General features: G+C 61.1%; 34 protein-coding genes. 6 read left to right on the forward strand and 28 right to left on the reverse strand.

Annotated elements, in window-relative coordinates; translation table 11 throughout:
- Positions 1–173: 173 nt before the first annotated feature.
- The 22 genes from M2390_RS12815 to M2390_RS12920 all read right to left on the reverse strand — a co-directional run bounded on the left by M2390_RS12815 (position 174) and on the right by M2390_RS12920 (position 13,915).
- The gene (locus M2390_RS12815) at positions 174–701 is read right to left on the reverse strand and encodes a nucleotidyltransferase domain-containing protein (RefSeq protein ID WP_259179286.1); all 528 of its coding nucleotides are present in this window, start codon (positions 699–701) and stop codon (positions 174–176) included.
- Complete coding sequence (locus M2390_RS12820) at positions 698–1,042, reverse strand: hypothetical protein (protein WP_259179287.1); 345 nt, start codon at positions 1,040–1,042, stop codon at positions 698–700. Before M2390_RS12820 ends, M2390_RS12815 begins: the two co-directional genes overlap by 4 nt.
- Complete coding sequence (locus M2390_RS12825) at positions 1,039–1,401, reverse strand: hypothetical protein (protein WP_259179294.1); 363 nt, start codon at positions 1,399–1,401, stop codon at positions 1,039–1,041. The genes M2390_RS12820 and M2390_RS12825 overlap by 4 nt, the downstream gene beginning before the upstream one ends.
- 110 nt (positions 1,402–1,511) lie before the next feature.
- Positions 1,512–1,946, reverse strand: a complete 435-nt coding sequence (locus tag M2390_RS12830; RefSeq protein WP_259179296.1) for a single-stranded DNA-binding protein — start codon at positions 1,944–1,946, stop codon at positions 1,512–1,514.
- A 70-nt stretch (positions 1,947–2,016) separates the two neighbouring features.
- The gene (locus M2390_RS12835) at positions 2,017–2,274 is read right to left on the reverse strand and encodes a hypothetical protein (RefSeq protein ID WP_259179297.1); all 258 of its coding nucleotides are present in this window, start codon (positions 2,272–2,274) and stop codon (positions 2,017–2,019) included.
- The gene (locus tag M2390_RS12840) at positions 2,271–2,567 is read right to left on the reverse strand and encodes a hypothetical protein (protein WP_259179299.1); all 297 of its coding nucleotides are present in this window, start codon (positions 2,565–2,567) and stop codon (positions 2,271–2,273) included. Before M2390_RS12840 ends, M2390_RS12835 begins: the two co-directional genes overlap by 4 nt.
- A 287-nt stretch (positions 2,568–2,854) precedes the next feature.
- Complete coding sequence (locus tag M2390_RS12845; protein WP_259179301.1) at positions 2,855–3,847, reverse strand: hypothetical protein; 993 nt, start codon at positions 3,845–3,847, stop codon at positions 2,855–2,857.
- Complete coding sequence (locus M2390_RS12850; protein WP_259179303.1) at positions 3,816–4,616, reverse strand: HNH endonuclease; 801 nt, start codon at positions 4,614–4,616, stop codon at positions 3,816–3,818. The genes M2390_RS12845 and M2390_RS12850 overlap by 32 nt, the downstream gene beginning before the upstream one ends.
- A 180-nt stretch (positions 4,617–4,796) precedes the next feature.
- Complete coding sequence (locus M2390_RS12855; RefSeq protein WP_259179304.1) at positions 4,797–5,168, reverse strand: hypothetical protein; 372 nt, start codon at positions 5,166–5,168, stop codon at positions 4,797–4,799.
- A 12-nt stretch (positions 5,169–5,180) separates the two neighbouring features.
- Positions 5,181–5,582, reverse strand: coding sequence for a hypothetical protein (locus tag M2390_RS12860; RefSeq protein WP_259179308.1), 402 nt, complete (start codon positions 5,580–5,582; stop codon positions 5,181–5,183).
- 596 nt (positions 5,583–6,178) lie between these two features.
- Positions 6,179–6,577, reverse strand: coding sequence for a hypothetical protein (locus M2390_RS12865; RefSeq protein WP_259179310.1), 399 nt, complete (start codon positions 6,575–6,577; stop codon positions 6,179–6,181).
- Positions 6,570–7,385, reverse strand: a complete 816-nt coding sequence (locus tag M2390_RS12870) for a recombinase RecT (RefSeq protein ID WP_259179312.1) — start codon at positions 7,383–7,385, stop codon at positions 6,570–6,572. Before M2390_RS12870 ends, M2390_RS12865 begins: the two co-directional genes overlap by 8 nt.
- On the reverse strand, positions 7,378–8,583 hold the full coding sequence (locus M2390_RS12875) for an AAA family ATPase (RefSeq protein WP_259179315.1): 1,206 nt from the start codon (positions 8,581–8,583) through the stop codon (positions 7,378–7,380). Before M2390_RS12875 ends, M2390_RS12870 begins: the two co-directional genes overlap by 8 nt.
- Positions 8,583–9,524, reverse strand: coding sequence for a YqaJ viral recombinase family protein (locus M2390_RS12880; RefSeq protein WP_259179317.1), 942 nt, complete (start codon positions 9,522–9,524; stop codon positions 8,583–8,585). Before M2390_RS12880 ends, M2390_RS12875 begins: the two co-directional genes overlap by 1 nt.
- The gene (locus M2390_RS16150; RefSeq protein ID WP_310503988.1) at positions 9,521–10,183 is read right to left on the reverse strand and encodes a DNA methyltransferase; all 663 of its coding nucleotides are present in this window, start codon (positions 10,181–10,183) and stop codon (positions 9,521–9,523) included. Before M2390_RS16150 ends, M2390_RS12880 begins: the two co-directional genes overlap by 4 nt.
- Before the next feature lie 108 nt (positions 10,184–10,291).
- Positions 10,292–10,576 carry a hypothetical protein gene (locus tag M2390_RS12890; RefSeq protein WP_259179320.1) on the reverse strand — a complete coding sequence of 95 codons (285 nt, stop codon included), beginning with the start codon at positions 10,574–10,576 and terminating at the stop codon, positions 10,292–10,294.
- On the reverse strand, positions 10,573–10,821 hold the full coding sequence (locus M2390_RS12895; RefSeq protein WP_259179321.1) for a DUF3039 domain-containing protein: 249 nt from the start codon (positions 10,819–10,821) through the stop codon (positions 10,573–10,575). Before M2390_RS12895 ends, M2390_RS12890 begins: the two co-directional genes overlap by 4 nt.
- Positions 10,818–11,222, reverse strand: a complete 405-nt coding sequence (locus tag M2390_RS12900; RefSeq protein ID WP_259179322.1) for an AlpA family transcriptional regulator — start codon at positions 11,220–11,222, stop codon at positions 10,818–10,820. Before M2390_RS12900 ends, M2390_RS12895 begins: the two co-directional genes overlap by 4 nt.
- Positions 11,223–11,514: 292 nt before the next feature.
- A complete protein-coding gene (locus tag M2390_RS12905) occupies positions 11,515–12,024 on the reverse strand; it encodes a hypothetical protein (protein ID WP_259179325.1) in 510 nt (169 codons plus the stop codon).
- A 50-nt stretch (positions 12,025–12,074) separates the two neighbouring features.
- Entirely contained in the window at positions 12,075–12,269 is a 195-nt protein-coding gene (locus M2390_RS12910; protein ID WP_259179327.1) for a hypothetical protein, read from the reverse strand.
- 612 nt (positions 12,270–12,881) lie between these two features.
- Complete coding sequence (locus tag M2390_RS12915) at positions 12,882–13,634, reverse strand: BRO family protein (RefSeq protein WP_259179329.1); 753 nt, start codon at positions 13,632–13,634, stop codon at positions 12,882–12,884.
- Between the two features lie 8 nt (positions 13,635–13,642).
- Positions 13,643–13,915 carry a hypothetical protein gene (locus M2390_RS12920; protein WP_259179331.1) on the reverse strand — a complete coding sequence of 91 codons (273 nt, stop codon included), beginning with the start codon at positions 13,913–13,915 and terminating at the stop codon, positions 13,643–13,645.
- A 106-nt stretch (positions 13,916–14,021) separates the two neighbouring features.
- On the opposite strand from M2390_RS12920, the gene M2390_RS12925 reads away from it, so the two are divergent.
- The 3 genes from M2390_RS12925 to M2390_RS12935 are packed head-to-tail and all read left to right on the forward strand — an operon-like array spanning position 14,022 to position 15,935.
- The gene (locus M2390_RS12925; RefSeq protein ID WP_259179334.1) at positions 14,022–14,396 is read left to right on the forward strand and encodes a helix-turn-helix domain-containing protein; all 375 of its coding nucleotides are present in this window, start codon (positions 14,022–14,024) and stop codon (positions 14,394–14,396) included.
- Positions 14,397–14,410: 14 nt separating this feature from the next.
- A complete protein-coding gene (locus M2390_RS12930; protein ID WP_259179336.1) occupies positions 14,411–14,821 on the forward strand; it encodes an ImmA/IrrE family metallo-endopeptidase in 411 nt (136 codons plus the stop codon).
- A 10-nt stretch (positions 14,822–14,831) separates the two neighbouring features.
- Entirely contained in the window at positions 14,832–15,935 is a 1,104-nt protein-coding gene (locus M2390_RS12935) for a site-specific integrase (protein ID WP_259179338.1), read from the forward strand.
- Positions 15,936–16,042: 107 nt separating this feature from the next.
- Here the strand turns inward: M2390_RS12935 and nrdF are convergent, their stop codons facing one another.
- The 4 genes from nrdF to nrdH all read right to left on the reverse strand — a co-directional run bounded on the left by nrdF (position 16,043) and on the right by nrdH (position 20,156).
- Positions 16,043–17,017: a class 1b ribonucleoside-diphosphate reductase subunit beta gene (nrdF, locus tag M2390_RS12940; RefSeq protein WP_030148332.1), complete on the reverse strand. Its 975-nt coding sequence runs from the start codon at positions 17,015–17,017 to the stop codon at positions 16,043–16,045.
- A gap of 115 nt (positions 17,018–17,132) precedes the next feature.
- Positions 17,133–19,238 (reverse strand): class 1b ribonucleoside-diphosphate reductase subunit alpha, encoded by a 2,106-nt coding sequence (nrdE, locus tag M2390_RS12945; protein WP_259179559.1) that lies wholly within the window; start codon positions 19,236–19,238, stop codon positions 17,133–17,135.
- Positions 19,239–19,261: 23 nt separating this feature from the next.
- Positions 19,262–19,666, reverse strand: coding sequence for a class Ib ribonucleoside-diphosphate reductase assembly flavoprotein NrdI (nrdI, locus tag M2390_RS12950; RefSeq protein ID WP_121687209.1), 405 nt, complete (start codon positions 19,664–19,666; stop codon positions 19,262–19,264).
- Between the two features lie 256 nt (positions 19,667–19,922).
- The gene (gene nrdH / locus M2390_RS12955; RefSeq protein WP_030148329.1) at positions 19,923–20,156 is read right to left on the reverse strand and encodes a glutaredoxin-like protein NrdH; all 234 of its coding nucleotides are present in this window, start codon (positions 20,154–20,156) and stop codon (positions 19,923–19,925) included.
- 387 nt (positions 20,157–20,543) lie between these two features.
- Between nrdH and M2390_RS12960 the strand changes: the two genes are divergently transcribed.
- The 3 genes from M2390_RS12960 (at position 20,544) to M2390_RS12970 (ending at position 24,061) form a co-directional block, all read left to right on the forward strand.
- On the forward strand, positions 20,544–21,749 hold the full coding sequence (locus M2390_RS12960; protein WP_121687210.1) for an MFS transporter: 1,206 nt from the start codon (positions 20,544–20,546) through the stop codon (positions 21,747–21,749).
- Positions 21,750–21,865: 116 nt separating this feature from the next.
- Complete coding sequence (locus M2390_RS12965; protein WP_259179345.1) at positions 21,866–22,795, forward strand: alpha/beta hydrolase; 930 nt, start codon at positions 21,866–21,868, stop codon at positions 22,793–22,795.
- A 63-nt stretch (positions 22,796–22,858) separates the two neighbouring features.
- On the forward strand, positions 22,859–24,061 hold the full coding sequence (locus M2390_RS12970) for an acyl-CoA dehydrogenase family protein (protein ID WP_259179347.1): 1,203 nt from the start codon (positions 22,859–22,861) through the stop codon (positions 24,059–24,061).
- Between the two features lie 14 nt (positions 24,062–24,075).
- On the opposite strand, the gene M2390_RS12975 is transcribed toward M2390_RS12970, so the two are convergent.
- Positions 24,076–24,534, reverse strand: coding sequence for a hypothetical protein (locus M2390_RS12975; RefSeq protein ID WP_259179350.1), 459 nt, complete (start codon positions 24,532–24,534; stop codon positions 24,076–24,078).
- A gap of 217 nt (positions 24,535–24,751) precedes the next feature.
- Positions 24,752–25,603 (reverse strand): SDR family oxidoreductase, encoded by an 852-nt coding sequence (locus tag M2390_RS12980; protein ID WP_259179351.1) that lies wholly within the window; start codon positions 25,601–25,603, stop codon positions 24,752–24,754.
- Between the last annotated feature and the right edge of the window lie 138 nt (positions 25,604–25,741).

The raw sequence follows: 25,741 nt of genomic DNA on the forward strand, positions 1-25,741 counted from the left end.
GCCCCGTACCTCGTGCTGGTCGAGCGCGATCAGGTTCGCGATGCGGGCCTGTTCCACCGCGGCCGCCTGCTGCTCAGCCAGGTACAGAGTCGCGTAGACCTGCGCGGCAGCAGCGCCGTCGTGTCTCGTGTGGAGGAAGCTCAACGCCTGCTCCTTGTGGTCGATCTTCTCGGTCATGCTGATGCCTCCTTGGGCTTGTAAACGTCGAGCTCTCGGGCGAGGTCATCGCCGCTCAACGTGGACGCGACGATGTCGCAGAACGAAATAAGTTCGGGGTCGAGCGCTGGGGTTATCGAGGACCGTCGGCGCAGCTGGATTAGGTTGACGTATAGACGGGCAGCGTGCCGCCGCTTCTTGTAATCGCCGTAACAGAACTTCCGGATCGTGCGCTCGTATTTGTCGAACACCTCCGGGCCGCCAACCTGAATTCCGGCAATGAGCGACCGGTAGCGGTCCCCGGCCGGACCCCACACCTTCACCGGCGAAAACACGGCCTCGACCGACTGGTGCGAGCCGGACAACGCCAGTTGCAGGAACCGCCAAATCCCGATCTCGGTGGTGTCGATACCGTCCGGGGTGATGGTGTGCTTCACGCGGCGGCTGTGGGAATCCGTGACCACGAACACGTCATGGTCAGACCCTTCGTGCGCGAACCCGTACAGACGCGAGCCGTGCACGGTAGAAAAAACGACCTCGCTCACGCGTTGTCTCCTTCCAGGGTGATGACCGGACGCCCGGCCGGGGTGTGCTCAGCGATCAACTCGGCGAGTCTGGCCACGGTGTCGGCATCGCGGCTGTCGTGGTGGATGGTGTCGTACGGTCGCGCCGGGTCGCCCGTCGCCCGGCCTAGCCACAAATCGATGACCCAGCCGCCCACACAGTACTTCGACGATGGTGCCCACGATGCCGACACCTTCACGCGATCCACCTGAACCCGAGACGCCACCACAGCACCCGGCACACGACCGCGAATGATCAACGGGGATTCCGGGGTGAACCACACCGGTGCCAGCGTCACCGACGCCACATCAAGCGCGGTCATGCTACGGCCGGCTTGACGTTCAGCAGGATCGAATGGCAGTAGTAGCCGCTGCTCGCATTGCCCTCGATGTTGACCTTGGCGATCAGCTTGTGAGCACTGAGAATGTGCAGCGACCACGCTTCGTCGTAATCTTCGGCGGCCTTGGCGCCGACCCGGGTGACAGCGGTGATCGCATTGTCGTTGAGGTCGATGGATTCGAGTGTTGCATCGAACCATGCGCAGCAGTCAGCGGCGTTTTCGAACTCGAGCACGGTGCCGTCGTTCAGCGTCATGGTTTTGCCCGCGATGGCGGTGATGCTCTTCCCGATCAGCTGCCCGCTCAGGTCAGACTCGGTCATGTCGTAGATGGTCTTGCTCATGGGGTGTTTCTCCTTCGGTTTCTTGTTTCATGACGGCCCACCGCGCCAACCAGGCAGAGTGCACGCCGTCGAGGTGGGGGCCTGACCATGCAGCCAGGCCCCCGGGAGCGCTAGAACGGAGTGTCGTCTCCGAATGAGCCGGGGACGTTCCAGCCACCCGCTCCCTCAGCAGGGGCAGCCGCCGGCGGACGGTTGTTCTGCCGAGCCGGGCGACGAACCAGAACCGAGATTTCCGGGTTGACGATCTCCACCTGAATGCCCGTCGTGCCGTCGTTCTTCTGGTAGGCGCGTGTCTTGATCCCAGTGCCCTTGACGCGCACAAGATCGCCCTTGCTGACCGTGATCCCGACCACTTCGCCGTGCTCGTTCCAGAACGACGCGGACAACCAAACCGGGTCACCGTAGTCTTCCCACTGGCCTGTCTGCGAGTTCTTCCGACGCTCCGTCCAGGGCACCGTCACCTCGGTAACCGTGTGAGCTCCCGCGGTTCGCTGTTCCGGGTCCTTCGACACGAAACCCTCAAGATCGATGGTCAATTCAGCCATGTGGCTTGTTTCCTTTCACTAAAAAACCCGCCACCAAACGGAGACGGGGAACAACTCGGGAGGGGGGCAGCTAGTCGGTGATGACCTCGGCTGCGCTGTACTCGATCTTCTCGGTACGGACCAGGAACACAAGACGGTTCTCGGCGGTTACGGGGACTCCAATCCGGCGCAGGCTTTCGGCGTACTCGTCCTGACGCTTCGCCCGGTCAGTCTCAGTCGAGAAGTCGCGAGTCTCGCTGAAGAACTCGGTGCCGTCCGGGTATCGTTCACCAAAAACATGACGCGATTGTCCGCCATCGGTTTTCAGCCATGCTCGATGGAACTTCATGATTGCCCTGCTTTCCGCCGCGAGTATGCGGCAATTTCTTTTTCTGTCTGGTCATACTGGCCACCCTCCGCGACTGCCGCTGCGAGACGGTCAGGCCCGTGGGCTGCATCCAGGCCGGCATAGAACTTCTTGACCTGCGCCAGGTGCTCGGAGCGGAACCGTTTTGATGCGGCGGATGATGGCCGTTCGTTCCGGTCGGGCTTCCCGAATCTTTCGTGCTCGACCTGGGCTCGCCTGCACCCTTCGAGGAACGCGGTGAGCTCATAGTCAGCGATTGTTTTCTTGTATGTCATCGTTTTCCTTTCGGTGTTGTGCGGCGGCTTCGGCTACGAGCTCGTCAAAGTTCGCGGGCTTGCCGGGGCCTTTGGGGGTGGGTGTGAAGGTGATTGCTCGGTGCCGTCTTGTTTCGCGCGCTTGCTCTGCTCTGATGGCCCGTACGCCGTCGATAATGTGCGACGGCATCAACCACCTATCCGAGGCCCTGTAATGGCGTGTAGCGGCCTCCACAGCGTCAGGGAGGGCAACATAAGCGAGATCGTTCGCCCACACCCGCGCCGTAGCCTGCGACACCGTACGCCCATCACGCGCCGACGCCAGCGTCAAGAGCTGGAACGCTTCCCGCTCGTCCATCACCACCCCCATACAGCCGGTCATACTCGGCAGCGTTCAGATCAGCCTTCGCCATGGGAACGCCAGACCTCCGCTGTTCGATCTGACGGTTCGCCGCGGCACGCAACTGGTCATACTTCTCACGGAACTTCGGCATCGACCGAATGTTCACCCGCCAAAAATCATCAGCAAGGGTCCACCGCAACAACCGGATAGCCGGTTCGAGCTCGCGGCCGTCCTTGTCCAGCATCAACCGGGCCGAGTCCAGCCAGCGGTCTGTGATCGTGGGGCGCTTGTCCCCGTTTGCCACCATCAGATCCGCAAGAAGCTCACAGAGATTCTGAACGTCGTCTCGAACTTCGTTCGCAGACGTTGTATGTAGTGAGTAGCTAGTAGTGGGTAGTAAGTAGTTAGTAGTTAGTAGTGAGGCATTGAAATCGGAACCCTTTTCGGAACCCTTCGGGGAACCCTTCCCGTCTCCTTTTTCAACCCTGACGGAGGGGTCAACGGATGCCCTCGACATCAAGTCTCGAACCTCCGGCAAAGAAAAACCTCGCCAATCGGGGAACTGCTCACTCAACCTCTGCAACTGAAAAACAACCACCCCCCGCAACCGAGCCGACGCCACCTGCCCAAAAGCAGTAACCATCGCTTTAGTCACGTTCGGCTTGTTCAAAAGCCCGTCATGCTTCAAGAACGACCGAATCAGGATTTCCTCAGTATCCTCATCCACCACCACGAACAGACCCGCCTCGAGCTCATCAGCCGCAGCACGAACCGCGGCGGCCGTGCCACCGCCAGACAACGCAGCAACACGGGGAGGACGCCAATCGGCCACCCCCGCATAGCTGAGAGTGGCCGATGTGAGCAGCTTCAGATAGAGCAGCTGCGCGCTTTCCGATAACGCTCTGAAGTCGTCATCGTTCCAAATATCAAGGCGAATGTTCGCGTGTTCTCTCGCCAATAAACTCAACTCCTTCCGTGACTATTACGCCCCCAAATTGATCTAGTTTGGTTTGAGGCCTGGTTCCATCAATGTGGTGGCGGATGAGGTCACGCATCGACGCCTTTACGCGCTGGGCCGCCGCGCCGCGCAGAATCCCCTGATCGCGACCTCGCTCCCATTCATGCTGGGCGAACTGGTCGGATTCAGCGGCTGTATAGATTGCAGCAGTATCGACGGTCACCGAATAGTCGATAGAGCGCTGCTCGATCATGTTCCACACAATCCCGCACATGTACTTAAATTCGCTTCCCGACGCCAACTTCTTGACCATCGCAGCCGGAATCGCGAGCTCGTAAGCTTTGATCGGAATGCCCATCTGCATCCACCTGAACAACGACATCTTGTAGTCGGCAGGCAGTGGCGCGCGCACGCCGGCACGGGAGCTGTTCGCGCTTTCCCAGAGCTCGTCAAACTCATACACGTAGTCATCGAGAGATTCGAAATCGGCCCTGAACCGAGCCATCTTGTCTTGCATCCCCAAGACATATGCGGCGGCACGATCATCAAGACCCTTCACGAGTGGTGAATCAGGCTGAATCGAGGTCTTGCCCGAGTTGCAATCCGCACACGCGGCAATGAGGTTGCCTGGTTTGTCATCCCCACCCAGCGCGACCGGAACAACATGATCAATATGCAACGCCACATCAGGTGCCTTTGCGCCGCAGTACTGGCATGTGTAGTTGTCACGCCGCAGGATTTCAAATCGGGTTCGCTTTGTAATGGCCATAACTCATCTTGGCCCAGCCAGATCATGCATGGCGAGGCCCCTCCTTTACTACGCGGTCACCGATAGCCGCAGCGGCCATCCAGGCCGTGTTCGGAAACTCGGTACGATGCCGGAGCAGAACGAACAGCTTCTCGGTGGTGAGCGCTTTGAAAGCGCCCACAATCTGACCCTCTGCACCCGTCATGCGTCCTCCCCGAGGATCGCGCGAGCCAGGTCCCCGTCTCCCGCCCGCCAGATCGCAGCACGGCTTTCGAGAACCTGTCCCAAAGCCACCATCTGCTTGTAGATGTCGATGTCGTGGGCGAGGATCTTTAGCTGCGCGTCGATGGTGCGGTGCAAGGTGACGATAAGGTCAGCATCATCCTCGCCCTCCCTGTCCCGACCAATCAGAAACTCGACTTCGCCAGTGTCGCTATCATCCGGGGCCACGATTATATTTCCCGTCCCCGGACCTGTTGCGGTCAGGAACGTCGCCCACGGTCCCGGTGTGGACTTCTCCCGCAGTTCGGTCAGGCGTGCGTGTGCTCGTTCGAGCAGATCAAGAGTGGTCATGATTCCTTCTTTCTAAAACGGTTCGGTGGGTGTGTACCCATCGAGTTGGGGTGCAATTGATCCGTCGTCGGAGAGGATGACGGTGCCGTGTACGGCGTGAACGATTGGGGTGAGGGTTGGGTCTGCGTGGAGGGAGATTTTGATGCCGCGGCGGCGGGCTTCTTCCGCCCACCACGGGTCGTCCTCGATCAGACTGTTGATGCTGGATTTCAGCCACACCAGATTCGCGAGACGGTTCTTCGACCGGTCCCCGCCCATCCCTCGCCCTGACCTGTGTTGAGGAACGAGAGTGTCGTCATCGATCCCGGTCCAGGCACACACATGCCCATCCCGGTTCGTGAGCTCGGCCAGCAACGTTTTCTTCGCGGCCGGGCTGGATTTCCGCCGCTTCGACGGTTTCGGATATGCCGGCATAGTCCCTCCTTCGGGCATAAGAAAAGCCGCACCCCCAGATGTAGGGTGACGGCTGAAATGGTGGGCTAAGTACCCGATATGGTTTGAGTTTATGACTACGGTTCCGGAGCGACACCCGCTTCTTAAATCCATCCCGGGTATCGGCGGTATCCTTTTTGCTATTGCAGTGGGTTATGTACCGTTGCTGTTCCCGATTGAAGCCTTTTTGAACGACGGTATCCGGATCGCGATTGCCGCTTTCATTGCGGGGGCTTCTGCTACTTATCTCGTCCAGTTGTGGACGACACCTGCCAGGGTGATTGAGGTAAATCCCCCTGACGTAATCAGCGTTCAATGCGAGCACGAGATTGAGTCCTACCCAGATGTAAGACATCGTTTACGCCAAGAACTCGAAACTGCCCTGAGGCTGGAAGCGGAACACCTTGGGCTTAGCGAGGTGGCAGAAGGTGAAGCCATGGCAGACTGGAGTTCTCAGACTATACACCGCGGGCAATCGAAAAAGCACAGTCTGATAGCCGCCACATACCAGGCGCAGGCCGCACGGCTATCGGATGAGATTAGTGCCTTGACCTCTGCAAACTACGCTGATTCGCGACTCACGAAACGCGATTCACACAGTACGTCACCCGAAACTCGACATGCGCTTCCACCTCGCGGGCGTAGCGAATCTCGGGCATGATCTTCACCATCCACTCGGGAGTATCGTCAGGGACTAGGCCGGCATCGACTAGGCCGTCACACCAGGGCTTCAGGGTCGCGACGCAATTCTCTGCATCGCGCCGATGCCTGGTGTTGACCCACCAGATCATTTCCACCCTGACGCGCTCCTGAGCGGGAACACCGGCGAAAGCGACGGCGGCAGCCTTACGAACTGCCGCCGTCTTTTTTGCCTTCGCCATAGGGTGCAGGCGGTCGTTCATCGACAACGGCAGCCGCTCCCACGGATACTTCACCACCCAGCCGCCGGCAACCGGCAACGCGAGCGGATCAGGCATCCGCGTCGCCCTCAGCGTCCGGCACAACCACCAGGTCAGCGACGCCCGCGATGGAGTTCACGCGTGCCCCGTTTTCCTCGACCTCGCGCGATATCTGCACAGCCTGCGCGAACTCGGTTGACTTCGGCAGGTACGGCGCGAACTCTCGCACGGCGGTCTTGCGAGCCATTTCTTCTTCGTGCCCGTCCCAGGGGGTGCGGGCCCACTTCTCGGGTCGCCGCTTGAGCACCTTTTCCTTGGGCATGTACACCCAGATGGGGTCACCGCCGGCGGTCCGTGATGCAGACGCGATGATGCCCGTCCAGGGCCGTTCTTCGTCGTAGTCGGCAGGTCGCCACTCGTATTGGGAACCGCCGCGGCTGTCTGCCCAATGCTTGAAATGGTCACCGTCACGCACGACGATCGTTTCGATCTTCGAGATCTGCCCCGACCTGTATGCGAGCTCAATGAGGCCCTGATATCCGATGATGGGCACGCATTCCCAGCGCTTATCCCATCCGTTCGTCTCGGGATTCTTGAACGACACCAGACGGGGCGTCAGGTAGAAGTGCCCGAGCGCGGACCCGATCTCGAGCTTGAGCTGGGCACCCTGCATGATGGCACCCAGCAACGATTCAGGGGTTGCCTGCTGAAGCTTGTCCGATTTGCGGATCTCGCTCAGCGCGGCCCGAACAAACGCGTCCGAGTTCAATGCGCCGCCGAGCTGCATCGCAATCTGCGGAGACTGCTTGCGCACGAGATCCATCACGGTCGGGTTGTTGCTCTGCTCGACGGCCTTTGCGGCGATCGTCTGGGCAAGGTCAGTCATTCTTCAGTTCTCCGTCCTCGAGGATGAATTCGATTGCGAGGCCTCCGTTGGTCTGGGTGCCGACGAGTTCGATCCAAAGCTGGAAGTCGTTTTCTTCGGCGAGCTGTCCGAGAAGTTCGAGGGATGCCGGGTCCAGGAGGGAACCGTCTGTGATGCGTCCGACTCGAAGATCAGGGTTGGCGGCGACAGCCATGGCGACCGATGCGCGGATCTTCTCGGCAGTGTTGGCATCCGCAAACGGGACGCCGTTGAGGGTGACACCGGTTTCGGTGAACCCGAGGCCGGCCGGCAGGTTTGCGGCCGCGACACCGTCCGCCTTAGTCTTGTCGATCTTCGCGATTCCCGCGGTCAGTTCGTCGTACTGTGCCCGCAGCGCGTCCTGAGTGGCCTTGCGCTCACGGATGGACGCGTTCTCGCGAACCAGCGCGTTGGTGGCCTCGACCGATTCGAGCTGCTGCTGAAGCGACTCAACATCACCCGCCACTGGAAGCGCGTCAACCTCAGCGCCCAGAGCCGCGAGTTCCGTCCGCGCATTCGCCAGCCAAGTTTCAGTCTCCGAGATCCGCGCGCGAAGTGCCTCGAGAGCGTCCCTGCGTGCAGCGTTGTGGCGGTGCTGATCCTGCGCGGCCTGGACATGGCGCACGAGCTCGCCGGCGGACTGTTCCGCCTCGGGCACGTCCGGGTGAGGTTCAGGGAGGGTTCCGATGGCCTTACCCTGCTGCCCTACCTTCGTGCGCTGATCGAACAGTTCCTGTCGGTCGGCGTCGAGCTGGGACAGATCAAACGGCAACTCGGCAACTTCGAGCAGGGAATCGACCTGCTGCTTACCCTTCTCGCCAGCAAACTTCATCGGGTCGAACGAGTAGCGCCCCATGAGGCTGTCGAGGGTGGCCTGCGGCGACTTGATTTCGTGGCCCGCTTCGGTCTTCAGCGCGACGGTGGACTTGCCGCCCACGCGCTGCTTGCGGGAAACGGTGTAGTCTCCGAGGTCAGCGACGACCTCGGTGCCGGCTGCGCCTTCCCGGATCGGGTTGTCCACCCCTGCCTTGTGTCCGGCCAGCGCCCACCAGAGCGCATCGAGCAGGGACGACTTGCCGTTACCGTTCCATCCTCCGAGCCACACGGTGTGCTGCGGCGGGTGGAGGTCAACTTCCTTGATCTTCTTGAAGTTACGAACACTGATGTGCTTGACGTGCATTACTTCTTCTCCTTGATGGGCTTGTATTTGAACGACCGAGTTCGTTGACCAGTGATGGTGTACTCGTCGGCCAGGTCGGGATGGTCTTGCTTGAATCGGGCCAGGTCGAACCGGTCACGGGCTTTTTTGGATTCCCAGGTGAACAGCGGCCGGCCGTTGCGCACGACAGCGGTCGCCTTCTCCCCCATCGCCTGCGTGATGCGTAGCGTGTGGGCCTCGAGCGTGATCTCGATTTCCTTTTTCTCTGCGATGAGCAGACCGAAAGCGCCATGGCGTTCTTCCATGTCTTCGTCTGCCTGGTAGATGAGATCGTCGGGGTTCGGGAACGCGAGTGCAGCTTCATCGGAAACAACCGGGTCCGGGGCAATCCGCGGCACCACATGGCCGTGCCAGAACTCGCGGGTTTTCTCGATGATGAGATCCACCGCATCCTGGTCCCACTCGATAACGAAATACTCGAACGTGAAGTCACCGTGAATCACCGCAAGATGCCCACGTTTCTTCCCGAGCACGATCATCTGCACGAGAACCTGGATCCTGTAGATGATGGGCGGGCCATCTGCCCAGTCATGCTTCATGTGCGCGTTTGAGGTTTTGAGCTCAACCGGTTCGCCAAGCGCGTTCACCCGGTCAGGTGTCGCGCCCAGCCATGCATACACCAGCGACTGCACCAGACCCGGACTCGGCAACACCTTCATGCCCGTGCGCCGCTCCACCATCTCGGCAACAGCCGGCTCGAGCACATGCCCGAGTTCCTGCTGCTCGTTCATCGAATCGGACACGTCCGGACTGAGCTTGTCGAGGTAGATGCCGAGCGGCGTGGACCACTTCGACAGACCGAGCACGCACGCAACCTCAGACGCCCCCAGGAACGCCTTACGCGCCGCCAACCACTCGGGTGTATTCGACGGCGCGTCGATGCGAACAAAAAGTTCGGTCATGATGGGGCCCCTTCCAGATCGGCAAAGTTGAACGTGGGCTGACTCAGGCGCTTCGCAATGACCTCGCAGTACGCCTCGTCCAACTCCACACCGATCGCACGCCGGCCAAGCCGTGCTGCCGACACCAGCGTGGACCCCGAACCCGCACACGGATCCGCGACCGACCCCACCGTTTTGGCGATCAGCTCGTCCATCAGCCGCAGCGGTTTCTCGTGCGGATGATGCCGGCCGTTCTTCGCGGTGGACTGCACCGGCGCGAACGACAACACATCCGTGGATCGTTTGCCCTGCCACGGACCGTCACCGAGGACGTACACCTCCTGGTGGGCGGGCTTCCAGGGGATCCGCAGATCACCCATGCCGAGCGCGCCGAGGGTGTCCCAGATCAGCAGCGCGCGGGTGGCTGCAGGGCGATCGATCTTCCACGACCCGAACACCAGCGCGGGCCGGTCGCCCCACGCCGCGAGGATCGCGTCACGCACCGCGGTGTCCTTATCGTTCAGGATCGACGCAGCCAGCTTGTCCCGCCGGGCCCCGGACTGATAATCGACGCCGTACGGCGGGTCAGTGACCAGCACGTCCGCTGTCTGCCATTCGGTGAGCTCACGGCAATCACCGTGATACAGCGTCACCAGATCATCTTCGTAGTAAGGCTTCACGCACCCACCGCCCATGTGACTACAGCAATGGCCGCCAGCAGGATTGCTAGCGGCCATAAAGCTCGGGACGGTTTGAACCGGGGTGGGATCAAATCCGGGGGTAGATCGTTACTCGCGTGCACGGGGCACCTCCAACGGGTGTAGGGCTTCGTACAGTCGGTCGTGTACGTCGGCACTGATGTTGCCGGCGTTGAGCTCCTGAGCGAGGACCAGACGCAACCGGGTGTTGGCACGGGTCACGACCGCGTAGGTGGTTTCGAGGGGCTGCCAGCCACCGAGCGCCCACGTCAGAGCACCCGACTTGTCATCGATCATGCCCTGCGAAACCTGTACCGCCTGACCCTGGGGGCCCTGCCACAGGCCCGGACGATCCGGCTTATCGTAAAAAGTCATCCCAGAACCTCCGCAACGATGATGCCGGCAGCATCCAGGCACGCCTCACACACCGGATACTTCTGTGGGTCCCGTTGCGGCACCCACACGTGACCACACAACGCGGTCACAGCCAAGCCGTCAATCCGCGCTTCCAGCAGCCATGCCTCGGAACTTGGCTTGCCTTCTGGACAGTTGATGATGTGAGTGAACACGCCCTCGCCTGTCGAAACGGCGACAAGTTCTTCTTCCAGCAATGTGCTCATTGTTCAATTCCTAGGATCATGGCCGTCAGCTCGGTTGCTTCGGGGCCGGTTGTGCGACGGTTCACGAGTCGGTGAATCGCTGCGATCTGGTCAGGTGTGGCGGGTGGGATGAAACCGAAACCGACTTCCATGACCGAGTTCCCGGTGCGGTTCGCTCGCTGTTTCTTGATCTTCTCCGCGAGGGTGAGTTCACGCTTCGGCTTCACCACAGGCTCGTCCGTCGCATCCGCCTTGAACCCGGCATCAACCCAACGGTCAACATCGGCGCGCTCAAACCGCACCAGATGCCCAATCATCGTCACCTTCGGCAGGCTGTGGCCCTTGCCTTTACGCCGGTACAGGGCAGACTCGGCGACCCCGGTGATCGCGCTGAGATCACGTATCGTCAGCAGGTCACTCACCAGGTGTCTCCTTCCATTCTTCGACGTAGTACTCATCGGTCTGATATGAGTGGTTGAGCGACTTAGCAGCCGCCTCGGCCCCGCGACGCGACGCCCATGAACTCAAAATCGACTCGTGCCCGCCACGCTTGATCTTCACCAGCCACGGGCGCGCGCTATTCACTGTCCACCTCCTTGTGGCAGTTCTTCGGGCAGGCACCGTCATAGCCACACGGCAGCACACCCATTTCCTTCGTGCCACGACGGCACCGACCACAACAGGGAGTTTTCTGATAGACCATCACGGCCCCTTTCAATCTGTAGGCCGCGGGAACGCATCCCACAGCTCGGTTTTTGACCACAACAATGTGGAGATAACAGCCGCGCCGTCTTCTTTCACGTGCGCGGCCACGGTTACGCGTTCCCCGATCCACATCCACGAATGATGCGTGGGTGAATAGCGGACGCGCTCAGGTATGCGAAGCGCATGCAGGATCTCTTGGAACGTCAATCCGCCTTGCCCTTGCATCAGCGTTTGCCGTTCGATCGCATGCGCGCTCGCGGTAACTCGTTCCAAATCCAGCACCGGACACGGACCGTCTTTCACCTGCACGAACGGCGTCGATGACGCGGACGGGTATCGGTCCCGCAAGCCGCGGACGAAAGCACGCGCCGCCCCCATGTGAGCCGTTGACTCAAAAAAGACTTGCGCCCCATCGGGCATCCGATAATACGTGCGGTACCCATCCCGGAAGTCCTTTACACCGCCGCACTCACGTACCGCCCGAGCAACATACTTCCGAGGATCTTTTACGTAGGCCATTGTTGCCCTCCATACCAGGGGCCAGGCATGAGCCCGGCCCCGCAATCTGGTTAGCGTCGAGCGAACTCGGCACGGTCAACAACTCGGCCGACGTTTTCGAACTCGCGATGCGAGAACCCGTGCGGCGTGTTCGGGGCGTGGTCCCATGCCACCGTGAGCCCGGCGTCGCTGGAACGAATGACGGTGCCGAGAGTGTCGGTGTTCCAGGCGCGAACGGTGTCGTTCTTACGTGCGGTCTTAGCCATGATTTGTTTCTCCTTCTAGTAGGTGCGCGGTAGCGCGTTACGCCCCGTAGGGCAGGTGGGTTACTTGGTCGTGATCCGGCGAGTGTTCCGCCGGCGGGGCTGAGCTGCGCGAGACCGGGCACGGTCTTCTTCGCGCTTACGGTTTTCGCGAGCGCAGCTTCCGCACTCGCTTGCAGTCATCCAAATGTCCGGGTTCATCTCTTCTCCTTCTTCTATGTGGCGTGTTTACGCAGTGCCGATGCGGGGAATCGAACCCGGCTTGTACCCCCGCGTCATTCCGCGTTCCAAGGGACGGCTCTCGGCATTCGCCCCGCAGGGGTCATGCCGGCACACCAGCCACCGGGGACATGCCCGGCCTGGATTGGTTGGCCCGTTCTCGCCTTCAGCTTCAGGGCCTAACAATGTGGAGTTCTCAACTTGCAGGCGCGACAATTACCGCCACCCAGAAGGGTCGGTCGAACTGTGCGCTTAGTACCTGACGGGCCGGACTGTGAGGGCCGGTCAGGATGTCGGGCTACGACTTAGACGATTCGTGAATCCACCAGGTCAGAAACGACCCGGTACCAAAAACGATCATGAACAGGGCACCGAGAGTGTCGAAAGAAATCTCGATCATGATGCGACCAGCTCGAGCTTGCCGAGACGAACTCGCAGCCGTTCCAGGCCTCGCATGGTCACTCGCACCTGCGGGGAATCAATCACACGTTCGAGTGTTTTCGGGTGAATGTGCGACTGCGGCTTCATCAGCAGATATCCGCTGTCCACGGCCTTCTGCATGGGCCGCCATGCGCCACCGTTGCGACGGAACGTCCATCCGAGTTCGCCCAGCTTTTCGAAAAGCTTCTGCGGGCCCAGGTCAATACCGACCGTGGCGAGGATCTTCGACGCATCCGAAACCGAATGATCGCCGCGCGCACCGACCAGCTCATCCCATGCGGATGCCTTCGGGGCGAGCGCTGCAATCTGCTCATCCTTCTGGGCGATCTCATCCTGAGCGATCAGAACCGCCTCAGCTAGGATCTCAGCGCGCGAACGCTTCACCGTAAACTGTCCCGTCTTGCGGATCGCCGGCAGAACCTCAGCGGTGACCCAGCGCTTGAACTCCCGAGCGGAAGGGATCTGACTGGCGAGAATCGCAGCGTAAAGGCCGGCCTCCGTGATCACCGTGAGCGTCTGGTCTCCACCGGGGGTACGCATTGAGCGCGTACCCTTATCCTCGTCATCGATCCGGCGAGTAAGGTCGGAAGCCATTCGGTAGCCAAGAGCGGAAGCAACGTCCGAGGCGACGAACAGCGGCTCACCGTCTTCGCGGATAACGCGAATCTGGTTACCAACAAAATCGAATGGTACGATCTGGGTAAGCATTTCTTCTCCTAAGGGGTTTTGCTGGCCCGGTGTTCCAGCACCGGGTTTTTCCGTTGTGAGGGCCATTCGCTGGTGCTTCTCAGCGTCGATGCCACCCACTTGTGGATAACGTCTTCGCGATAGAGAACCACCTTGTAAGAGGGCTTGAAGTACGCTGGCCCTTTCCTCATGTACCTCATGTCCGCCAGGTACTGTTTTGTAATTCCGGGCAAGAGTTCTGTGACCTGATCTGGCGTTAGATACTTGACGCCGCCCGATTTGTCCGCCTTGTTCGTTTCCATATGGAGAATCTACTGTCCCATTCGGGATAGCCGCAAGTTGAAATTACAAGTTTGTAGTTTCCAAACAGACACTTTGTAGCTTTTCAACAGTGCTACACTCTCCCATATGGACATACAGAAGATCCGAATGGCAACGAGTGAAGAGCTCCAGATCGCCAAGATTCGTAGACGCAAGACGAACGAACAGATCGCCGAAGCTTCAGGGCTTTCGCTGTCCACGGTGAACCGACTGATTGCCGGCACCAGAACCGCAGACCTTCACCAGATTGCTGTTATCGCCGACGCCCTTGGACTTGACCGCGACGAGCTCACCTTCCGAATCTTCGAAACTGCGGCCGCGAATGTCAGTGCCAGTCGAGAAAATAACGGCAGTGATGAGTTTGACCTGTTGGCCGAAAGCGAAATTCCCGCAGCCGACGCCTATGGACTTGCCGCCCAGCGCGCCACTCGCAAGGTGGACGCCGAGCCCCACGCTGAGTAAATCAAAGGAGCCCCATGCGTGAACTGATTGATCTAGCAGCACGCATGGGGGTCCGGGTCACCGGAGCCTTCCTCAGCGACGGGCGGACCGGGTTCAGCTCGATCGAAACAAGAACCATCGGGTTCGATATGAGACTCACCATGAACGAGCGTCGAACAACGATTGCCCACGAACTAGGGCACCAGCACTACGGACACGTGTGCGACGGAGACCGGCAAGAACGTGCCGCGAACACCTTCGCTGCGCATCTACTCATCACCCCAGCGGCCTACGCCGCCGCAGAGCTCATGCACAACGACGTGCATGCCATAGCGGACGATCTGCACGTAACAGTTGAACTTGTTCGACATTACCAAGCCCACTGCCTACAAAGAGACGGCATGTACACCTACCTCCGCCAAAGGATTCCTTCGGCGCAACCCTGACAGGAGCATCATGGCTGGAACCATAAAGCCCTACAGCACAAAAGCGGGCCTGCGCTATCGCGTGCGCTACCGCAAGCCAGACGGCACTCAGACCGACAAGCGCGGCTTCACCACCCAGCGAGACGCGAAACTATTCCTCTCAAGCGTGGACGTGAAAAAGGCATCGGGCCAGTATGTTGACCCGACGCAAGGAAAGCGTCTTGTAGAAGACCTGGCCGAAACATGGAAGACCGGCAAGCTCTCCACATTGAAGCCCTCATCGAGGGCCGTGATGGAAACCTCGTGGAGGGTGCACGGGCGCGCAAAATGGGGTAAGCGTCAGATAGCTTCGATCCGCCCATCTGAAGTCTCGGCTTGGATAGGCGAGCTACAGAGCGGAGACAAGCCGCTTGCAGCCCAAACAATACGGCGGGCAGTTTTTGTTCTGTCTGGCGTGCTTGAGATAGCCGTACAAGATGGCATACTTCACAGCAATCCAGCTCGCGGAATCAAGCTTCCGGCAAAGGCAAAGAAGCCAGCCAAGTATCTCACTCACGCGCAGGTTGAGATTTTGGCCAAGAAATCGAGCCGCCCCGACCTCATCAGGTTCATGGCTTATACAGGCATGCGATGGGGGGAGATTGCAGCGTTGCAGAAACAACATCTCAATCTGAGCAAGAAGCGGATTCGCATCGAATCAAACGTTGTCCTGGTGAATCGAAAGAATGAGTTCGGCACGCCAAAATCAGGGGCATCTCGAACCGTCGGCGTTCCCGTGTTCCTAGTCTTTCCTCTGTCTGGGTTAGTAGCGGGCAGGCCCGAAACAGCTTTCGTGTTCGGAAGCGACGACGCCCCCCTGCCGCGGCCGAACGCAGAACAAAGTTGGTTTGCTGGAGCCGTAAAGAAGGCGATAGCCGAAGATGAGACGTTCCCGGACATAACCCCGCATGATATGCGGCACACAGCGGCGTCCCTCGCTGTTAGCGCCGGCGCTAACGTGAAGGCTGTTCAGCGAATGCTCGGGCACGCATCCGCAGCCATGACCCTCGACATCTACGCCGATCTGTTCGATGACGATTTGGATGCAGTCGCCGAGAAGATGAGTAGCGCCAGGAAGGAAGCTCTCGCAGGATAAATGTGGGCAAAATGTGGGCAAAGCAAAAACGCCCCCGCTGACAGCTTGACTTTGAAGCCAAGCGCCAGCGGGGGCGTTTTTGTGAATTTGAGTACCGATCAGGGGTTTTAGAAGTCCCAGTCCTCATCCTCGGTCACAACGGCCTTGCCGATGACGTAGGAGGAGCCCGAGCCACTGAAGAAGTCGTGGTTCTCATCTGCGTTCGGCGAGAGCGAGGACAGGATCGCCGGGTTCACGTCGGTGACGGTCTTCGGGAACATGGCCTCGAAACCGAGGTTCATCAGCGCCTTGTTGGCGTTGTAGTGCAGGAACTTCTTGACGTCCTCGGTCAGGCCGACGGAGTCGTAGAGGTCCTGCGTGTAGTGAACCTCGTTCTCGTACAGTTCGTACATCAGGTTGAAGGTGTAGTCCTTGAGCTCCTGCTGGCGCTCCGGGGTCTCCTTGTTGAAACCGATCTGGAATTTGTAGCCGATGTAGTACCCGTGCACGGCCTCGTCACGAATGATGAGGCGGATCAGGTCTGCGGTGTTGGTGAGCTTCGCACGGCTCGACCAGTACATCGGCAGGTAGAAGCCCGAGTAGAACAGGAAGGACTCCAGCAGGGTCGAGGCGACCTTGCGCTTCAGGGGGTCGTCACCGTGGTAGTAGTCCAGAATGATCTGGGCCTTCTTCTGCAGGTGCGGGTTCTCGGTGGACCAGCGGAAGGCCTCATCGATCTCCTTGGTCGACGCCAGGGTCGAGAAGATCGAGGAATACGACTTGGCGTGCACCGACTCCATGAACGCAATGTTCGTGTAGACGGCCTCCTCGTGCGGGGTCAGCGCATCCGGGATCAGCGACACGGCACCCACGGTGCCCTGGATGGTGTCCAGCAGGGTCAGACCGGTGAACACACGCATGGTGAGGAGCTTCTCCTCGGGGGTCAGCGTGGCCCAGGACTGCACGTCGTTCGACAGCGGCACCTTCTCGGGCAGCCAGAAGTTGTTGACGAGGCGGTTCCACACCTCGACGTCCTTCTCGTCTTCGATGCGGTTCCAGTTGATCGCCTGGACGGCGTTCACCAGCTTCAGTTTCTCGGACACGTTTTTCCTTTACCTACGATCAGAAATCAAATGCTATCGGTACGGGGGTGCCGCGTGCACGTCCGGGGACGTGCACGCGGCGCAGCGGGGGCTGCTTGGCTTCGGAGGAAGCTTTTTAGAGCATGCAGCTCACGCAGCCGTCAACCTCGGTACCCTCGAGCGCGAGCTGACGCAGACGGATGTAGTAGATCGTCTTGATGCCCTTACGCCATGCGTAGATCTGAGCCTTGTTGATGTCGCGGGTGGTGGCGGTGTCCTTGAAGAACAGCGTCAGCGACAGGCCCTGGTCCACGTGCTGGGTAGCGGCGGCGTAGGTGTCGATGATCTTCTCGGCACCGATCTCATACGCGTCCTGGTAGTAGTCCAGGTTGTCGTTGGTCATGAACGGCGCGGGGTAGTACACGCGGCCGAGCTTGCCTTCCTTGCGGATCTCGATCTTCGAGGCGATCGGGTGGATCGACGAGGTCGAGTTGTTGATGTAGGAGATCGAACCGGTCGGCGGTACGGCCTGCAGGTTCTGGTTGTAGATACCGTGCTTCATGACGGAGTCCTTGAGCTCGGCCCAGTCGGCCTGGCTGGGGATCTCCACCGACGAGTTCGCAAACAGCTCGCGCACCCGCTCGGTCTCGGGCAGCCACTCCTGGGTCAGGTACTTCTCGAAGAACGCACCCGATGCGTAGGTGGAGTTCTCGAAACCCTCGAAGGTCACGCCACGCTCGATGGCGATCTTGTTGGAGGCACGCAGAGCGTGGAACAGCACCGTGTAGAAGTAGATGTTGGTGAAGTCGATGCCCTCTTCGCTGCCGTAGAACACGCGCTCACGAGCGAGGTATCCGTGCAGGTTCATCTGGCCGAGGCCGATCGCGTGGGACTTGTCGTTACCGTCCTCGATCGAACGCACCGAGGCGATGTGGCTCTGGTCGGACACCGAGGTCAAACCGCGAATGGCGGTCTCGATGGTCAGGCCGAAGTTCGGCGAGTCCATCGCCAGGGCGATGTTCAGCGAGCCGAGGTTGCAGGAGATGTCCTTACCGATTTCCTTGTACGACAGGTCGTCGTTGTAGGTGGTCGGGGTGTTGACCTGCAGGATCTCCGAGCAGAGGTTCGACATGTTGATCCGGCCGGCGATGGGGTTCTCGCGGTTCACCGTGTCTTCAAACACGATGTACGGGTAGCCCGACTCGAACTGGATCTCGGCGATGGTCTGGAAGAACTCACGCGCGTTGATCTTGGTCTTCTTGATCCGCGAGTCATCCACCATCTCGTGGTACTTCTCGGTGATCGAGATGTCGCCGAAGGGAACACCGTAGACGCGCTCGACGTCATACGGGGAGAACAGGTACATGTCCTCACCCTTCTTGGCCAGCTCGAAGGTGATGTCGGGAACTACAACACCCAGCGACAGGGTCTTGATGCGGATCTTCTCGTCGGCGTTTTCACGCTTGGTGTCGAGGAAGGACATGATGTCCGGGTGGTGGGCGCTGAGGTACACCGCACCGGCACCCTGACGCGCACCGAGCTGGTTAGCGTAGGAGAAGGAGTCTTCCAGCAGCTTCATTACGGGGATGATGCCCGAGGACTGGTTCTGGATCTGCTTGATCGGGGCGCCGGCCTCACGAATGTTCGAGAGGGACAGAGCCACGCCACCGCCGCGCTTGGAGAGCTGCAGCGAGGAGTTGATTCCGCGTGAGATCGACTCCATGTTGTCTTCGATCCGCAGCAGGAAGCAGGAGACGAGCTCGCCGCGCTGTGCCTTACCGGAGTTCAGGAAGGTGGGGGTCGCGGGCTGGAAGCGGCCGGCGATGATTTCCTCAACCAGGTTGGTCGCCAGGGCTTCATCGCCATCGGCCAGACCCAGTGCGGTCATCACTACGCGGTCCTCGAAACGCTCCAGGTAGCGTTTTCCATCGAAGGTCTTCAGCGTGTAGGAGGTGTAGTACTTGAACGCGCCCAGGAAGGTCGAGAAGCGGAACTTCTTCGAGTAGGCGAGGTCGTTCAGACCGGTGATGAACTCAAAGGAGTACTTGGCAATGACCGCGGGGTCGTAGTATTCCTTCTCCACCAGGTAGTCCAGACGCTCCTTGAGCGAGTGGAAGAACACGGTGTTCTGGTTCACGTGCTGCAGGAAGAACTCACGGGCTGCTTCGCGATCCTTGTCGAACTGGATGTTGCCATCCGCGTCGTACAGGTTGAGCATCGCGTTCAGCGAGTGGTAGTCCATGCCCTGCGCTACCGGTGACTCGGTCAGTGACGGTCCCAAAATTCTTCCAATCCATCGTGGACAACCTGTACGTCGTCCGGAGTGCCAAATAGTTCAAATCGGAACATCATCGGAACCTTACATTTCTGGGCGATGATGTCCCCGGCGAGGCAGTACGCCTCGCCAAAATTGGTGTTTCCCGCGGCGATCACGCCACGGATCAGAGACCTGTTATCCACGTCGTTGAGGAAACGGATCACCTGCTTCGGTACCGCACCCCCGACCTCTCCGCCACCGTATGTGGGCAGAACAAGAACGTAGGGTTCGGTGACCTGAAGCGCGGGTTCCCGCGCATAGAGCGGGATTCGCGCGGCCGGCATGCCCAACTTTTCAATGAAACGGTGGGTGTTGCCGGAGATACTGGAGAAGTAGACGAGATTTGTACTCATCGGGATCCCTCCAAGGTGAGTGCACCGTAGACCGGTGCCGGTGGTGCTGTGCTCGGCGGCGACTCCCCCTGGTAGGTCGGTCGCGGTCAAACACGCGGGCAAATTCGTTCCCCTCAACGAATCACCCGGGGAGGGCACCACACACCTCACAAACGGAGTCCCAAACGATCCGAACGATGGTTGCGTGGTGGCGACGCGATGGCGTCGCGGTGTTGGTGGAGCGTGGTTCGGATTTCCGAAACCACCTCACGCCAACCTAGGCGAGGCGAGCGGCCAGTTCCTCGATCTTGTCCGGGCGGAAGCCGGACCAGTGCTCGTCATCTGCGATGACCACGGGGGCCTGCAGGTATCCCAGAGCCTTGACGGCTTCGAGGGCGTTTTCGTCGGCAGAAACGTCGAGAACCTCGTACTCGAGGCCCTTGCTATCAAGCGCGCGGTAGGTCGCGGTGCACTGGACGCAGGACGGCTTGGTGTAAACGGTAATCGTCATCTTCGCAGTTCCCCTTTATCTCTAATTTGTTGGCTTGTGCGGCAACTTGTGCCCCGCCTTCAATACTACATCTAGTTGCTCGATCTGTCTCGTACCCCAAGGGGTAGTAGTTGCACCAATGTAGTTATCCACGGGGTTGTCCACCGTTTTTGGGAGTTATCCACCGTTCTTCCACCGGGTTTTCCACAATTGCTGGGGACGGACTACCCCGTGGTTTGGGGGCAATAAACGCCGTGACCGGCGTGTCTTCGATGGGGCTCACACTATGCGTCACCACCGACATCATTTTTCGTCTCAATCCCTCCCCGCGGCGTGTCTTGAACCCCGCCCCATCCGCTCCCGAGGAGCCGCCACGACGAGTGCCACATCGGCGCTTACAATTAACATATGAGTGCATATTCGAACCTCCTGGCGACCCCGGGAGTCGGTCGAATCATCACCGCCCAGCTCGTGGCACGCTTTCCCTTTGGAATGCTCTCGCTGGCCTTCCTCCTACACGTGGAGCAGGTCACCGGGTCCTACGGCAAGGCGGGCCTGGTTCTAGCCGCCACAAGTATCGGCCAGGCGGTTGCGGGACCCCTGACCAGCCGATGGATGGGAGCCTGGGGAATCCGCCCGGTCCTCATCCTCACGACCGCCGTGTGTGCCATATCCGGCACCTCAATCGCCCTGATCCACGGCGATGTCGGCATCTATGTCATCCTCGCCGTGATCTGCGGACTGAGCACACCCCCGGTCCAGCCGGCCGTGCGCACCATCTATCCCAAGATGGTCAACTCCAAGCAGCTCACCCCGCTGTTCTCCCTGGATGCCTCCGCCCAGGAGATCATCTGGGTCCTCGGCCCGGTCATCACCACGTTTATCGCGACCCAGGTGGGCACCCAGTGGGGCATCCTCACCGCGATGGTCATGCTGGTGGGCGGTGGCCTCTGGTTCATCGTGCTGCCCGAGGTGGGCCGCGTGCGCATCCCGCGCAGCAAGCGCAAGTTTGGTGTGGTGCTGCGCCGACCTCCGGTCCTGCTGGCCACCATCGTCGGCTTCCTGCTGATCGGTGGTGTCGCGGCCGTCGAGGCGGGCGTTGTGGCCACCTTCGGACACGACGGGATCGAGGCGGGACTGATCCTCGCCGTCTTCTCGATCGGAAGCCTGTTTGGGGGTCTGGCCTCCGGTGGCATCCCGATCGGCCCGTGGGCGCTGGGACGCCGCATGGCCGTGGTCTTCATCGGCGTCGCGCTGGCGATGTTCTTCCTCAACTTCTGGGGCCTGGCCATCACCCTGCTGATCGCCGGGCTCGGCATCGCCCCGGCCCTGGCCGTGCTGTTTGCCATCGTGTCCTCAAGCGTGAAGTTCTCCGACACCGCCGAGGCCTATGGCTGGGTGGGAACCGGACAGCTGATCGGTTCGGCCCTGGGTTCCGCCGCCGCCGGATTCATGATCGACCACAACGGCGAGCAGGGGGCCTTCTGGGTCGCCGGCGCGTTCCTGGCGCTGGGCACGATCGTCCCCATGCTCGGCAAACGCTGGCATCCAGACCTCCGCAATCGCGAGGTGGGGCCGATGCCCGACACCGAACCCATCCGCATCCCCTCCTAGTACGATCTCCACCGCCCCGGCCCCTCTGGACCGGGGCGGTGGGCGTTGGGGCAGACGAAACATCGCGGGACGCCGTGTTCGTCTCGGTACCGGTCCCCGCGTGATAATCTGCGCTCATGAGCACGACCCCGGATTCCCCCGTTCCCCTGCACCCGGACATGAGCGCCTGGCTGGAGGCTATCCGTGCGGATAGCGGCCCCGGATGCCGCGAACTCGGCGTCGAACGGGTGCGTGGCCGAGGGGCCGATCGGGCGTCCACCCGCGCCCCCGGGCCGGCAATGGCCGCGGTCTTGGAGTCCACGGTGGGCGCCGATGTGCGAGTACGCACCTATGTTCCGGCCGAGGCGGATCCCGAAACCAGCATCGTCTACCTGCACGGTGGCGGCTTTGTGGTGGGCGATCTGGCCTCCCACGACGCCCTGTGCCGACGCCTCGCGGTGGCCACCTCCACCGCGGTCATCGCCGTCGACTATCGCCGAGCGCCTGAGCACCCGGCACCGGCCGCCGTGGATGATGCGATCGCCGCCGTCGCCTACGCACGGACCCGGACCCCGCGGATCGCGCTGGCCGGAGACAGCGCCGGGGCGGCCATCGCGCTCCTGGCAACCGCGCGTCTGCTCGCGCAGGGTGAGCGGGTCCACGCGCTTTTGCTGGGCTACCCGATGACCGATATGACCCTCTCCTTCCCCAGCGTCGAAAAGTATGGAACCGGGCACGGACTGGATACGGCGGACCTGGAGTGGTACATCGAGCAGTGGGTGCCCGCGGGTATCGACCGAGGTGCCTCCAGTGTGTCCCCCATCTCTGGTTCGGTGATCGGGTTCCCTCCCACGCTGCTGGTGGCGGCCGAGCTGGATCCCCTCCACGATGAGGGCATCGCGTTCGCCCAGCGTTTGCAGGCGGCCGGCACCCTGGTGAGCGTGCGGACCGAGCCGGGGCTCCCGCACGGCTTCCTGGTGATGGTGGACGCTCTGGAGCCCGCGCGTGCGGCCAGTGAGCGGGCCTTTGCCGAGTTTGCCGAGTTGCTCACAGCCCTGCACAGCTAGCTTTTTCTCCACAGGTTTCGCGGACCGATGCGAGTGGATAGTGGTCGGCGTATGGTGGGATTTATGACCGAAAACACCAGCCCTGCCTCTGCCTCTGCCTCTGCCTCTGCCGAATCGATCCTGACCGCGGAGGTCCTGGCGGCGATCCACGCACGCGCGGCCGAAAACGATGCACACAACGTCTTTTTTGATGCGGACCTGGCCGATCTGACGGCGGCCGGCTATCTGAGTGCCGGCGTACCGGTGGAACTCGGCGGTTCGGGCTTTGGCTTGCCCGAGCTCAGCCGCGCCCAGCGGTTGCTGGCCGGGGCTGCACCGGCCACGGCACTGGCCATCAACATGCATCAGGTCTGGGTTTCGGTCGCCCGCTACCTGTATGAGCGCGGCGACTCAAGCCTGGACTTTGTGCTGCGTGGGGCGGTCGCTGGTGAAGTGTTTGCCTTCGGTGTGAGCGAGGCTGGAAATGACCTCGTCCTCTTCGATTCGGACACCGTTGCCGAACCCGATGGGACCGGTGGCTACCGCTTCACCGGCACCAAAATCTTCACCTCGCTCTCCCCCGCCTGGTCCCACCTGGGCACCATGGGTCGCGACAGCTCGTCACCCGATGCCCCCAAAATCGTTTTCGGTTTTGTGGCTCGCGACAAAAACGTGGTGCACCGTGACGACTGGGACACCCTGGGGATGCGGGCGAGCCAGTCGCGCACCACCGAGCTGCACGGGGCCTATGCCCCGGCCGAACGAGTGGTCCGTCGACTCGATGTGGGCCCGGGCGGGGATCCCCTCATCTTTGGCATCTTTGCGGCGTTTGAGATCCTGCTGGCCTCGGTCTATACCGGCATCGCCGAGCGCGCGCTGGAGCTCGCGGTGCAGACGGTCACCACCCGGCGCTCCAAAAAGTCCGGGCGCCCGTATTCCGATGACCCAGACATCCGGTGGCAGATCGCCGACGCGGGTCTGCTGATCGATGCGATTCTTCCCCAGCTCGCCACCATTGCCCGAGACTTCGATACCGATGCCCCACATGGCGCGCGCTGGTTCGCCCAGCTCTCCGGTCTCAAGCATCGCGCCACCGAGCAGGCACGCCGGGTGGTGGACCATGCGATCCGAGTTTCCGGCGGCTCGAGCTACTTCAACTCCAACGAGCTGTCCCGGCTCTACCGCGACGTGCTTGCCGGAATCTTCCACCCCTCGGATGCCGAATCCGCCCACGCCACGGTGGCTGCAAGCCTGCTGGGGCCGATCGGAGCCGCCGATGAGAGCTAACGAGCGCTAGATCGCTAGCGGATCTGCAGTCCGTTGGAGTCGTAGAACACGACGCCGGGGTTCTCGCGAACGTAGCGGGCCAGGGCGTCACGGCCCTCGACGGTCATCGGCGGCCAGGTCCAGTTCTCCACCTCGGGGAGGTTGGCGGCAACCGCGTGGAACAGTTCGAACTCCACTCCGGTGCCCAGGTACTTCTTGGGGATGACCACCTGAACCACCTGCGCGCGGGTGAACACGGTCATCACCTGGATGCGCGATCCGGTCTTGTCATCCCGCAGAATGTACTCGCGCGCGCCGGGCTCATCGGCGGGAATCTGCACGATATCAAACCGGTTCGCGTCGGCGACGCCACCGCGTTCGGTGGGGGTGCCCGCGGTACCCTGTTCGGCAAACACCGACCGGGATCGGCGCAGGAACAGCACCAGGACCACCGCCACGATTGCGATACCCAAAATCAGGCCGATGGTTCCCATGATGATCCCTTTCGCCATGCAGCAAGATGGTGGACACCCGCGGTGTCCACCATCCCAGCCTAGCGAACGGCGCTCCCCGGCGCCGGTCAGCGGTGCTACCCCGCGATGGCCGACCGTGTAGTTCGACGGCGTTAACCGGCGACGGCGAGCGTGCAATTCAGCGGCGTTAACCGGCGACGGCGAGCGTGCAATTCAGCGGTGTTAACCGGCGACGGCGCTATTCAGCGCTGGTCAGCAGGGCTTCGATCCCGGTAGCCGGCTCGCCGGTGAGCAGCCGGATGTCGTCGGTCACCACGTCGAACTCGCCCGCGGCGATCGCCGTATAGGTGGACACCCAGGCGTCCTCCTGCCAGCTCGGCACCCCGTAGTGGGCGCGAGAGGCGTAGGCCTCCTCGACCGTCTCGTTTTCAAATCGGGTCGGGGTGCCGGTGTGCCGGGTTAGGGCTTCGGCCACCTCGGCGAGGGTGATCGAGGCGGGTCCGGTCAGCGTGTAGGTGTGGCCGCGGTGCGCTGCCGGGTCCAGCAGAATCCGGGTGGCCACGGCGGCGATATCGCGGCGGGCCACCGCGGCGACCCGGCCCTCACCGGCCGGACCGCGGATAACGCCGTTGGCATCGGCAAAGCTCACCAGGGCATCCAGATAAAAGTTATCGCGCAGGATCGTGTAGTTCACGCCGCTGGCACGAAGGTGCTGCTCGGTGGCCCAGTGATCCCGGGCCAGGGTGAAGACCGAGTCTTCGGCCGCACCCACAAACGAGGTATAGACGATGTGGGTGACCCCGGCCTCGGCGGCCGCATTGATCATCCCGATATGCTCGGCCACCCGGTCGGCGCTCTCGGCCGCGGACACCATAAACAACACGTCGATGCCACGCAGCGCATCCTTAGCCTCGGGTGTGTGCCCATAGGACGCGGTGGCGATGCTTGCCCCCTCCAGCCGCGGGGCACGACCGGCGCTGCGCACGATAAGGCGTTGCTCGCGTCCGGCTTCGGCGAGCGCCGCCGCAACCGCACCTCCCAGTGCACCGGTGGAACCCGTAATGGCAAGACGAACGGAAGGAGCAGACATCGATAACCCTTTCGGTTTGGCGTCACACCAGATTGGCAGCGATTTCCGTGAGTTTCGTGGGCGTGACGCAAATGGGATGTGCTTCGCGGGTTCACCCCGCTATGAGTAGATTAGAAACACTCGCGAGCAAGGAGAACA

The sequence above is a fragment of the Mycetocola sp. BIGb0189 genome, from assembly GCF_024810155.1.
Lineage (GTDB): Bacteria > Actinomycetota > Actinomycetes > Actinomycetales > Microbacteriaceae > Mycetocola > Mycetocola lacteus.